A 10,995-nucleotide genomic window follows, 5' to 3' on the forward strand; every position below is an offset into this window, starting at 1 on the left:
GGGGAAATCTTGACCAGCATTACCACCTACATTGATACCAACGGCGTCATGGCGCATCCCGAAGGTGCCAAAACGATCACGCGCGCCGCACTCGTCGCAGTCCTGTGGACGTTCATTGACATCTTCGGGCGCGAGCCGATGCTCAAGCGCCGAGATTTTGGTCATCGTGAGTTTTATTCCCCGAGCGATCTCGATACTTGGGACCTCGCGCTCGCGTTGCAAATTATGCTCGATACCTTGGCTGTATGTCGCGATGAAGATAAACGCATCAGCTGGCTGAGGCAGTGCCTGTACGATCTGCTGGGCGACATGGACTCACCGCAGACTGTGTATTTTCAGGGCTATCCGTTCTACATCTAATTTACGGTAGTTGCGTACGTAGTTATCCTATCCATCCCCTACAGCGAACCTCGCATATATCTGCCCGGTTCGCTTTTCTTTTAGGTACCGTAAATGAAAAAAGCCAAGGCGGCCCGGGTGCCGGTCCTCGAAAATGCGTTTGAAGTGAACCTGCCGAAGTTGCTGCGGATCGCGAAGGCCACAGGCTCGTCTCGGTTGCTGCTTGATGACGGCGACGTGCGGACTGTCGTGATGCTCACTGTGACGCACCTGGCGGTCTTCTTGGGCGGTCGGCCGTGGGTCGTGGACATTGTGCCCGTTCAGTGCTTAAAAGCTCGTGTACGGCCCCTCCTAAAGTGCCCGCGCGCGCACGAGGGGAATTTTCAGTCGCTGTACTATCGCGGCGGTGAGCTGGCGTGCCGACGATGCCAAGGCTTGCGATACGCTAGCACACTGGCGCCATCAATGGTCGGCCGTGAGCGGCTGGCTCGGCACAAGCTCATAAAAAAAATGGGCGGCGAGCCGGGGGAGGGCGTGCCGATGCGGAATGCTGGCGCTTGGCGAAAAAAGCACGCGCGCCAAATTATCAAGCTCGGCGTACTCATGCAGGCCCACTACGAGCAGCTGCGGGCCTTTTTGGGACAGTCGAGCCAGGTTGGGGCCTGACGCCTTGGCCCGTCAGTACAACATTAGCCGAGCCTCAGTCCTGAATATCGTCTCCTAGCGGCCTAGCAAGGGCATCGCTGTATATGTCTCTAAACCCGCCCTAGCGATATTTTCGTCAGTGCTTGGGGGATATTCCTTGCCCATCCCACGCGCGTTAAGCCAACTGCTCGACCTCCAGTGATTGCTTATTTTTCAGATCGGGCAACAGGTTACTTGATTTGCCTCCTCGCACTTCCTGACCCCACCCAATGTTGCGCTGAGGCAGTCGAGCAAGAATAGCTGCTCACTGGCGCATTTATGAGTTGGGGCGAGCGGCCCAGCAGCGGCCCGCCGTTCCCCTCAGGTTGGCTGATGGGCGATGAGGAAGTAGCGCAGGAGGGCGTGGACCATTATTACGAGCTTGGCGAGCGGCCGGAGCCGAATTGGCTCATCTGCTTGTACGGCGCCCGTAAGCGAATCAAAGGCCGGTTCCACGACGGGCACGAATGGGGTCAGTACATGCGAGGGTACGGACAACAGTCGTGGTTCATGAAGCTGCCCCCCAAGGTGAAGGCGTGTACTGTGCGGGTTCGGGAAATCAAGTCACACGATCCGGCAAAGAGTACGTGGACGGCTACCGCCACCTGCAAGGGGAAGGAACTCGCGTCCCCGGTCATGCCGCCATGAAAAAGCAACGGACGGGAAAACTAGCCCGGTAGGTCCGGCTGGCAGACTGGGACCGCGATTAACGCGGACAACTGAACGTCGTGAGCGGGAATGCGTACTAAGCGCTGCGCGGTTCCCTTACTCACATTCCATATCCCTCCCATTTGCACGAAGGGTGCTGCTCGGGCATGTTGCCAATAAAACGGCGCGGCACCCAGGGGGCAGGGAAAAGGCGCCCCCAGTGCTGGCGATGTCCACCGTCCACGCCGTCAAAAAATTTTCGCTGCAGAAAAAACGAAATTTTTTTCAAAGCGGTTTTTTGCGCGAGCTATCATTGCGGTAGTTGCTTGGCACTCTGGTCAGTCCTATTTGACCTTCTCAGCAAGGGAAGGGAGGACCGGCCTTGCAAACTGGGGCAACTGAGGGAGAGGTTTCGCCGGCATGCGCGAGATCGGGGCCGCAACCGGCGGTTGAGTAGTAGCGAGCACTCGCGTAGCTGGTACATTCCATCTTTCTGCGAGTCTGGAGGGGACGACGAGGAGCTTTCGCGCTCGCGTTACAGCAACATAAAGGAGTCGGGCCTCCTCCTCATTTAATACCAGCTTGGGCGGGTTCTCCTTATTTAACCGAGGCTCGAAGTCGGAGAAGAGGGTGACAGAGTCCCACTCCTGCCCTTTCGCCTTGTGCCCGGTAGAGACGATCAAATCCGCCTTAGCTGCGTCAGGCGACACCGAACCCAGCATCTGAAGGAGAACTACCTCTCCATGTGTAGGAACAATCTTCACAAAGGACCGGAGATACTCGCCTTCTTCCGACTCAGAAAATTCAACGACCTCAGCCCAGTTCGCGAAGCCAAAAAACTCCGGTGACACGGCCGATGTTCGGCGTTTGAGCCTGCTGACATCTTGCAACATCCCGACTAAGTCATCGATGCCGCCAACGACGTGAGGTCTGCGACTACCCGCGAGAGCATCGACAACGACCTTAACGACACCAGCGTTGGTTCGGCAAATAGTCGTGCCCGTACTCCCCGCTGCAGCGATTTTCGTATCCCTATTCGGATCGCCAACGACTCTTTTGGTCTCCCCGAGAATCCTCAGAATGGACGTGGCCGCATCAGCTACGGAGTCTCCAAATCTAAACGATCGGGTAAGGGCTGTTTCTGCCTCCGTTTTCACGCTGGCCATTGCGTTAATAGCCCCTCTCCACTCGTAGATTTGCTGGTAGCGGTCTCCCACCAACGTTAGATGGCTATCTTGGATCCGAAGGACGCTGAGCACTGCCTCATTGGTATCTTGCGCTTCGTCTAACAGAAGAAAGTCGCAATTTAGCTTCGGCCTCGAGAGCGACCAGCGCTTAAGGTATCCGTCGTGACCAAGTGGAGCATCGCTGGCGGGATCTAACATTCGATCCCAGAGGTGTGCGGCAAGCTTGCTTACGTACTCTCTGAACTCATCTCGGTACTCGGGATCGAGCCACCGCAGCTTACCAAACAAAGGAACGTGATGAACAACAAGTTCATCGTCACCGCTCTGGCAAAATCGTTGAATGGTCTTCGCGGTTAAGAAACCAAGCGACCTGGGCTTTAAGGTGATATTGCCAACTGCAATCTCCTCAAGGTTGAGAAGTTGGGCGACATGGTTGCCACGTAACCGCTGGGTAAGCTTCTCTTCGTCCCCGCCATATATGTTAGCGACTGCCCGATAGGCGAGTGCGTGGGTCGTTTTGCAATCAACATTTTTGGGGAACTTGGTCACGGCTTCTGTAGCGACCTTCTTGTTGAATGCTAGGTAAAGGCCGTTTCTCCGGGTCGCCTTGCCAACCTCAACCAAAGTTGAAGTCTTTCCGGTACCAGCGAACGCACTGATTTTGAGCGATTGCGAAGTCTTGAAAAGATCAACAGCGTTTGCTTGTTCGTCAGTCAGTTTCATACGCGCCTCGCAACCTGCGGAAGTGTACGTCGTGCTGCTGGACCACGTTATTCGACGACACTCCGGTGATGGAATGTGAATCCTATCTACCTTGCGTTATCACACGCAAATGCAGTCGGAACGCTCGGCGATTCTGGTAAGGCTTAGGTGGGCGTGACCAAGCAACGCGTGTGGCGCAACTGTGCCCTTCGTCGGGGAAGCCAGGCTCTGGTGCCGAACACGAGGAAAGGAACAGCGTTCAGAAAATTTCTGGGCTGATCACTTGCCGAAAGTTGCTTGGTAGAGCTCGCCTTGCTCTATAGTAGGCCTCACGTGGCGCCACATGATGACCAGACACAAGTTCCTACTTGAGGCCGCGGAACGTTAAGCGCGGCGACGAAGAGGATTCCGATCAACGAAGGGTGTAGGGAGTACAAGCGACAGCAAAAGTCCTGAAGCTGACGTTCGTGGTGCCCGAGAAGGGAAGGAACGAATAACTGCCGTACGACTGCGCTCGCAGACGTGCTTGCTTCCCTGATACACTACGTTTTCAAAGGTCATAACTGCAGAAGTTCTCCCATGTCGAAAAAACAGACATATGAGGTCGTCCAAACTACGCCGCTCGCCGTTCCCCATAGCAGCCTGCAGATCGTCGCGGATCACTTGAGATCAGAGGCAGCCTCAAGATTTCGGACCCCCGACGGAGATTATTTTGGAAGGTCGGCATTTAATCGTTATTACTACGCCACTTTTCTGGAAATAAAGGTCGTCTTGGGAAGGCTTCGCAAAGAATGGGATGGAAATGTCGCCCATGCCGATATTCCTACGCTATTGCGGGTGCGTATCGTGGATGATTTGAAAAAAGGGAAGTCAAAAGCCGCTAAGGCTTCAGATGGTCACGCAATCTCTCTTTGTAGTCAAGGGATTGCCGCTGCTCGCCATTTGGCCGAAATGATGGAAACATGTCGAGCCATTCGGGTCGTCGCAGATTACAATCCAGAAATACCAGTTAAGTTTACTCAAGCCGATAATTTCACCCTTAGTTCGACTCCTGTTAATGAGGCTGGACGATGGCCAAATCGTGCGCGAGCGTGCTTGTCGTCGATAGAAGACGCATGGAGGCAAGTAAATGAATGAACAAGAAGAAATTAATTTGTTACTTTCTTCATTTGACGTCACTTCCATAGGCGATTACGTAAGGGGGGATCGAGGTGAGGGTCACTATTTTATACGAATTGCCATTAGTCGGGACTCAAGCAATCATCAAATTCCATCCAATCGAAAACTTCACGATTTATCCGTGGAATTAAAGAAAAATGGATATTTTGTTGAGTTCCTGCTAATTGATGACAAGAGTTTGGATATAGAGGCTGGGCTTAGGGCCACGCTTCTGCATATTTTTGGCGAGCATGTTCGGAATTCTTTTGTCTCCATTCAGGCAAAAACTGCTCACGTTTGGATTGAGCCTAAGAAGCTCTTGTCACAGGAAATTTTTGGTTTAATTAGAGAAAAGGTTATCGATTATTTTCTTTCTTTTGACATTGTTGATGTACAGATTGCGCTTACAACGGCCGCAAACCTTCCTGGAATTTTAGTTTGCCTGCGTGCGATACGATTCCTTGCTCCAGTGGGACAACCAGCGCTTTCGGCTTACCTTTCGAAAGAGCGCTTCACGGTGCCTTCCGAAGATTGGCTTAGCCGTCGATTAGATGCCATGCGAAGGGAGGGAAGAGTTGTACGAACTGCTGAGGGGAAATATGCGCTCACAATGCAAAGTATTTTGACTCTTGGCTCCTCAAAGGGAAGGACTAGCCCCGATGTGAGACGCCTTCTTGCGCTCGCGAAACAAAGCCTGTAATATTCGAGCGTGGGAGCCTCGACGAGAGTGTGTATCACACTCATTTGTCAAGACTTATCATAGAAGGGTGCCGGAAAACTCTCCGGCGCTCCTTCGAAGCACCGAAGATTTTTCCGGCCCCAAAACGAAAGTTAAAAACTTTGCTAAATGAGGCTCCCACTTCATCTTCAATCGTCGAGATACTTCACGTTCGGAACTCTGCAGGAGTTCATAAAGGCGAGTGGCACGTCCACTGATGCCGAAATTGCCGAGTATGAACGTCTTGAAGCACTTGGCCTACCGCCGATTTCCTCCCGTCACTCATTAGCATTAATGCTTGGAGTGAATCCTGCATTGATCTGGTCCTTCGAGGCGCGGCCACACCGCTTTTATCGTACATTTCATATTGCGAAGGGGCGGTCAACGCGTAGAATTGATGCGCCGCGTGTAGGACTCAAAATTGTACAGAAATGGCTAAGCGCGCAGCTTCAAGCGGCTTATTCTCCACCGGAGCACGTGTACGGATTTGTTCCCAATAGATCACATGTGCAGGCTGCCTCCATACATTGTGGAGCCGAATGGATATTGTCTGCGGATATCGCTGATTTCTTTCCCTCCACTCCCTTTGCCCTTGTTGAGGCGAATTTGAAGCGACTGGGCTTCAATGAGTATGCTGCGCGCACAATCGCGTCGCTTTCTTGCTTAGACGGGGCTTTAGCTCAAGGCGCGCCTACAAGTCCTGTTCTTTCAAATATTTGCTTTGACGAGATGGACAAGGCTCTTCTGGCACTTGCGACAAAACATCAGGCACGCTTATCGAGATATGCGGATGACATTGTTTTTTCTGGGTCAGGCGAAGTGTCCGAGACTCTAATTTCCGAGATAAGAGATCTCTTTGTTCAGTCCCCGTGGGAGCTTTCGGAGCGAAAATTTGTTCTTTCCCGGCGGCCGAATCGCTTAAAGGTGCACGGCTTACTAGTCGAAGATAAGCGGCCAAAATTAACAAAGGGTTATCGAAACAAACTTCGAGCGTTTCGGCATCTTCTTGCTAATGGGAGGGTGCGCTCGGCTAAAGATGTTGAAATCATGGCCGGCCACCTAGCGTATTCAGATTTTGTAGAGAAGTCCTTCGAGACTTAGTGCGTCCTTGGAAGGGGGCATCTCAGCCAAGTTCGGTCGGGGTCGGAGCCGAGCAAGGATCGCCCTGTTCATCCATAAGTGCAAGCGGTACGGCGGACAGATTCATGCTTGCTTTCCTGTGAATGGAATCACGTTTGAATCGTTAAGTAGTACCTCGATTCGCTCGCCCAGGCGCTCCCATGCCTCGCGCTTCTCTTTCGCGTAATCGTAATGGAGATACGCGCGGCGCACGCGGCTGCCGGCAAGCACATGGTTCTGGCAGTGGTCGATTACATCCGGCGAAACGCCAAGCTGCTGCATCATTGTCGCACCAGTGCGCCGCAGATCGTGCGGCGTCCATTCGCCGTTCTTTCCGTCGGAGAGCACAAGCGAGTCATCGTGTTTGCGGTTCTTGAGCGGCTTCCGCTGTTTGAAGCGCGCTTGCCGGTCGCCAATCTGCTTCGATACGCTCTTGACGTATACATGCTGCCCAGGCGCTTCGCCCATTGCTGTACTAGCGGGGAAGCAAAACGGCGTGTCTCCCGTCAGTGCATGCAATGCCTTGAATTGGCGCAGCGCGAACGGAGATAGGTACACTTTCCATTCGGCCTTGGTCTTGGTGTTCTCGCGGGGTACGAGCCACTCGCCCGTGGCTAGGTCTACATGCTCCCAACGAGCCATAAGCAGTTCGCCAATCCTGCACATCGTGCCAAGGCAAATCCAGAGCGCCAGTTGTGTTTCCTTCTTGAGAGGTCGATCAACGCTGTATTTTGTGCCTGCTGGCGCTGCGACGTAGAGGTTTTCCATCTCGTCCAGCTTGACCCGCAGTTCGCGCAGTTCTTCACCCGACAGTACGCGCTCACGTTCGGCGTCTGGATTCACGCCTGGCGGAAGCAACTTGTTTAGTTCGATTAGTTCGGCGGGATTGCCCTCTGCCATGAGCGCGCGCCACGGCTTGCGCTTCTCGGCCCAAGCGAACATTTGAATGAGGTCGCTATGGAGGCGGGAGGCCATGCGATAGGCGCCGCGTTTAATCACGGCCCGGAGCACGACCCGCAAATCTCCTTCTGTCGTATGGCGAACGGCCTTTGTTCCGACTGCTGGCAGTACATCCTTTTCGAAGCAGCGGCGCAATTCGGCGTTCCCGTCTGAGCGCGACACGCCATCCAGTATCCAAGCCTCGTACAACGCGCGGATGGGGAGGTTATCGGCTTCGATACGGGCAGCCTCGGCAATCGTGGCCTCAACTTCGGCTTGCGCCTCGATCTTGGCTGCGCGCTTGGCGTCCGCCGGTTTTACGCCGTCCTTGACCAATGCTCGCGCCCGATCACGTTCGGCCCGAATGGCCTCCAAACTAACAGTCGGCCACGCCCCGCAGTAATGCCACGCCTTCTTCCCTTCCCACTTGAAGCCATAACGAAAAGGCAATGAAACAATGCCGTCGCGCGTTACACGCACCTCGCCAACCAGGCCATCCCCATCACTCAGTGTGTCGCCCTTCCATGCGGTCGGGATAGCTTCAAACTCTTTGATCGTCCAGCGACGGCCTTTGCCTTGGCGGGGGTAGCGGGTCATGTATTCTCTAATGGGTACACCAATGGGTACACCATAACATGGCTGTTGCTGAGCGTCAACGGATCATCTCGGTCGAGTAAGACAATGTAACTATTTGATTTTAAGCATATTTATCTGTCCGTTGTAGTTCGGTGGCTTCCGGGGAAGTTCGACGTTTAATTTCATGGGGTGCAGGTGGTCGGAGGTTCGAATCCTCTCGCCCCGACCAATGATTCAAAGACAAGGGCCCATCTTCGGATGGGCCCTTGTTGTTTCTATTCGCTCGTCAGATCGAAGAGATCAGTTTGGCGCCGCATGCCGTTAGGTCCTGGTCGAAGGCAACTTGCTTGCCATGGTGCTTGCGGGTGCTTCCGCTGGGCTGGATCGGAAATTTCCCCTTACATTGCGGACAATAGGTTGAATCCCCTTCCAGCGCGACTGCTTTGCCCAGCACGGTGAAGTCTTCGGCAGCCGACATCACTTCGCCACCGTGGTTGGTCTTGTCACCGAGCCTGATGACGCCGCGGCCTTGATCGTCTTTCATGTTGGATTCTCCATTACTAAGCGATCTCGCGAGTTGTCTCGATTTCCTGATTGGACGCGATAACAGGACCATCGTTTCCCTGGAATACTTTTCGGTAGCGCCAGTATCCGGGGAGCTCGCAAAGTGCTTTGTTAAATCCTGCGAGCGAATCATGGACGAATTCATCGAACAATATGGAATACTCCGGTGGGGTGGGCTTGGCGCTCTGAGCCAGCCTGAGAACATCGCGCGCTTCCGGATCTAAAAAGAATGTTCTGCGAAGATCATTGCGCGCACCGACCCCTGTAAAGTCCATCGCAACGGCTAGTGTCCGCTTGCCCCAACCCATCGAAGACCGAATTAAGGCGTTGGCATCTTTGATCAGACTGTCATTAAAATCCATGAGAATCCGCTTGTCATCATTGCTTGCCAACCTCACTTGACTGCATTGTGAAAAGGTTTCGTGGACCTGCCAGCGCCAGTTCAGGTAATGCTGAAGCCAATCGCATATCGGGCGTGGAGACGTTGTCGCCGCCGACAGAAATTCCGCATATGCCTTGGCTAAACGTGGATGGATTGCAAATGAGTCATACCGATTCCCAGTGACGACAGGGCTGCCCCGGAAGCAATAGCGCAGTCCAGCATGTGATTGAGGGGTATTTGCGACAGCTTGAGTGAGTCACCCTCATCCATAGTCTTCCCAACAGAGATGCCAAGCTCGCCTGGTTTATAGCCGCCTCCAACGTCGCTATGAGAGCCGGGATAAGCGTATTGTTGCCACCCAGCTGGCATGACTCCATTTTCGCCTATCTCGTCGAGCGGAAAGTTACGGCGCAATTCGTGCATTGCGACCATGTGGATGCAGTTTTCGACGTTGGATGGCAATCGCAAGAATTTTGCCTGTGCCCAGCAGCTGTGCCCACCGGTACCACTTGTAACGCCAGCAGCGGTGCCGGACCAAAAACCGGCTGAGGCTACCGTATCAAAGATGCCAACGAACCGGAATCGAATGCGAACACCCGCAAGCTTTCCGTTGGACATTAATTGATTTAGCCAATTGCAAAAAACTCGTGCTTCCGCCGCGCCCCGCGAGAAGCCAAACACGTCGAGGAAACATTCGACAATTTGTGGCTTGGATTTTTTTAGCTTGGCTTCGAGAAGGCTAGCGTGTTTTCGTAGAAAAATGGTTCGATTACCTTCGTCCTCGAAATATTGCCCCACGAGGCCCATGGGCACTTCCAGGCGCTGAAGAGTAAAACTGTCCTTACGTTCCATGTCAGAGACATTCATGCACAGTGCTTTGATCTCGTCATTTTCAAACAGGAGGAGGCCTGAAAAGGCCGCACGGTGGAGGAAGTTGTAGAATGTCAACAGCCCGAATAGGACTCGCGATTCGCAACCCTGGCCGAATCCCTCGCCCATCGTGCTCTGGGTTTTTTCGCCGATTTCTTCGAATTTTGTTCCGACGCCAGGAATGTACTGTGAAAAATAGCCAAGGCTGGTTTTTCTTGGGTAGGCATTGTATAGTCTCGCGATGTTGCTGTCTGCCCTATTTGCCAAGTCTTTTTCCATATTATTATTGGTGCCATCAAAAAATAAGCCAACGTTTATTCGAATTTGGCACTTATTGGCATCGCAGTGGAGCTTCGGATCGACCGGCTTGATTACGTTAGTCGGAGCTGTAAGGCACGCCGCGGCGTGAATACGAACGGCTTTCATCTCCAGTCTCCATAAATACGACGTTCCTCCTTCGTTTTCTTTTGATTTTTCTCCAGCTCATCTTTCGTGAAAAACTCAGCTATCAACGTTCCAGCGGACGCAGTTAATGCATCCCGGGGCTCGTTATGCTTTACAGGGTGGGCTGGATGCTCCGACCCCGAATTGCTTACAACAACACGTACACGACCATTGGGGAAGAAATGAACCCAAAGATCGCCTGGTTTGCTATATTTTTCTACAGGCACTTTAGCTGCACGATAAATTCCGGCGCTTTCTACGTCTTGGCTTGTCAGTGGCCTTTTTGCACCACCGTCAAGCCAATGGAACACTTCCCAACGGACGTCCACAAAAAGTCCCTCGCGCCATTTTTCGGGGATTCCAATGCAACAGACCATGCCGCCACCGCCACCGCCGCGGTCAATGTTGCCGCCGTAATTTCCATCGATAAAAAATTGATAAACGCTATAATCTTCGCCCATGTGGTGATCGCTTCCAATGTTGACGCCAATGTATTCGGCCTTATCCTTGTTGATTAGAGCGCCCACCGCGCATGCGCCGATTACGGCTAAAGCAAGTAAGGCAGAACGAGTTCGGAAAGAAAATATTGGCTTTGTATTCTGGCTGTTCACTTTTTTGTCCTTGTTCGGTGACTTCTGCTTAAAACGGGGAGCGAAATGTGGTCA

Annotated in this window: 11 protein-coding genes; 5 read left to right on the forward strand and 6 right to left on the reverse strand. The window is 53.0% G+C overall.

Annotated elements, in window-relative coordinates:
- The first annotated feature begins 9 nt into the window (after positions 1 to 9).
- Both E4O92_RS06275 and E4O92_RS06280 read left to right on the forward strand, forming a co-directional pair.
- A complete protein-coding gene (locus E4O92_RS06275) occupies positions 10 to 360 on the forward strand; it encodes a hypothetical protein (protein ID WP_135188895.1) in 351 nt (116 codons plus the stop codon).
- 93 nt (positions 361 to 453) lie between these two features.
- A complete protein-coding gene (locus E4O92_RS06280; RefSeq protein WP_135188896.1) occupies positions 454 to 1,005 on the forward strand; it encodes a hypothetical protein in 552 nt (183 codons plus the stop codon).
- Positions 1,006 to 2,015: 1,010 nt separating this feature from the next.
- Here E4O92_RS06280 and E4O92_RS06285 read toward each other — a convergent pair.
- Positions 2,016 to 3,581, reverse strand: coding sequence for a UvrD-helicase domain-containing protein (locus E4O92_RS06285; RefSeq protein WP_135188897.1), 1,566 nt, complete (start codon positions 3,579 to 3,581; stop codon positions 2,016 to 2,018).
- A gap of 558 nt (positions 3,582 to 4,139) precedes the next feature.
- Here E4O92_RS06285 and E4O92_RS06290 point away from each other — a divergent pair.
- From E4O92_RS06290 to E4O92_RS06300, 3 genes are all read left to right on the forward strand, one after another.
- Positions 4,140 to 4,697 carry a hypothetical protein gene (locus E4O92_RS06290; RefSeq protein WP_135188898.1) on the forward strand — a complete coding sequence of 186 codons (558 nt, stop codon included), beginning with the start codon at positions 4,140 to 4,142 and terminating at the stop codon, positions 4,695 to 4,697.
- Positions 4,690 to 5,418 carry a hypothetical protein gene (locus E4O92_RS06295; protein WP_135188899.1) on the forward strand — a complete coding sequence of 243 codons (729 nt, stop codon included), beginning with the start codon at positions 4,690 to 4,692 and terminating at the stop codon, positions 5,416 to 5,418. Before E4O92_RS06290 ends, E4O92_RS06295 begins: the two co-directional genes overlap by 8 nt.
- A 147-nt stretch (positions 5,419 to 5,565) precedes the next feature.
- Entirely contained in the window at positions 5,566 to 6,537 is a 972-nt protein-coding gene (locus E4O92_RS06300) for a reverse transcriptase family protein (RefSeq protein WP_135188900.1), read from the forward strand.
- 102 nt (positions 6,538 to 6,639) lie between these two features.
- Here the strand turns inward: E4O92_RS06300 and E4O92_RS06305 are convergent, their stop codons facing one another.
- The 5 genes from E4O92_RS06305 to E4O92_RS06325 all read right to left on the reverse strand — a co-directional run bounded on the left by E4O92_RS06305 (position 6,640) and on the right by E4O92_RS06325 (position 10,941).
- A complete protein-coding gene (locus E4O92_RS06305; protein ID WP_135188901.1) occupies positions 6,640 to 8,091 on the reverse strand; it encodes a tyrosine-type recombinase/integrase in 1,452 nt (483 codons plus the stop codon).
- Between the two features lie 265 nt (positions 8,092 to 8,356).
- A complete protein-coding gene (locus E4O92_RS06310; RefSeq protein ID WP_135188902.1) occupies positions 8,357 to 8,614 on the reverse strand; it encodes a PAAR domain-containing protein in 258 nt (85 codons plus the stop codon).
- Positions 8,615 to 8,630: 16 nt separating this feature from the next.
- Positions 8,631 to 8,996, reverse strand: coding sequence for a hypothetical protein (locus tag E4O92_RS06315; protein ID WP_135188903.1), 366 nt, complete (start codon positions 8,994 to 8,996; stop codon positions 8,631 to 8,633).
- A 158-nt stretch (positions 8,997 to 9,154) separates the two neighbouring features.
- Entirely contained in the window at positions 9,155 to 10,312 is a 1,158-nt protein-coding gene (locus E4O92_RS06320; protein ID WP_135188904.1) for a T6SS phospholipase effector Tle1-like catalytic domain-containing protein, read from the reverse strand.
- Complete coding sequence (locus tag E4O92_RS06325) at positions 10,309 to 10,941, reverse strand: DUF3304 domain-containing protein (RefSeq protein WP_135188905.1); 633 nt, start codon at positions 10,939 to 10,941, stop codon at positions 10,309 to 10,311. The genes E4O92_RS06320 and E4O92_RS06325 overlap by 4 nt, the downstream gene beginning before the upstream one ends.
- Between the last annotated feature and the right edge of the window lie 54 nt (positions 10,942 to 10,995).

It is taken from the genome of Massilia horti, from assembly GCF_004614195.1.
Taxonomy (GTDB): Bacteria; Pseudomonadota; Gammaproteobacteria; order Burkholderiales; family Burkholderiaceae_D; genus Telluria; species Telluria horti.

What these genes read in the sequence shown, in the direction of transcription:
- E4O92_RS06280 (WP_135188896.1), top strand. Translation starts at nt 454, where the DNA reads ATGAAAAAAGCCAAGGCGGCCCGGGTGCCGGTCCTCGAAAATGCGTTT.
- E4O92_RS06285 (WP_135188897.1), bottom strand. Translation starts at nt 3,581, where the DNA reads ATGAAACTGACTGACGAACAAGCAAACGCTGTTGATCTTTTCAAGACT.
- E4O92_RS06290 (WP_135188898.1), top strand. Translation starts at nt 4,140, where the DNA reads ATGTCGAAAAAACAGACATATGAGGTCGTCCAAACTACGCCGCTCGCC.
- E4O92_RS06295 (WP_135188899.1), top strand. Translation starts at nt 4,690, where the DNA reads ATGAATGAACAAGAAGAAATTAATTTGTTACTTTCTTCATTTGACGTC.
- E4O92_RS06300 (WP_135188900.1), top strand. Translation starts at nt 5,566, where the DNA reads ATGAGGCTCCCACTTCATCTTCAATCGTCGAGATACTTCACGTTCGGA.
- E4O92_RS06305 (WP_135188901.1), bottom strand. Translation starts at nt 8,091, where the DNA reads ATGACCCGCTACCCCCGCCAAGGCAAAGGCCGTCGCTGGACGATCAAA.
- E4O92_RS06310 (WP_135188902.1), bottom strand. Translation starts at nt 8,614, where the DNA reads ATGAAAGACGATCAAGGCCGCGGCGTCATCAGGCTCGGTGACAAGACC.
- E4O92_RS06315 (WP_135188903.1), bottom strand. Translation starts at nt 8,996, where the DNA reads ATGGATTTTAATGACAGTCTGATCAAAGATGCCAACGCCTTAATTCGG.
- E4O92_RS06320 (WP_135188904.1), bottom strand. Translation starts at nt 10,312, where the DNA reads ATGAAAGCCGTTCGTATTCACGCCGCGGCGTGCCTTACAGCTCCGACT.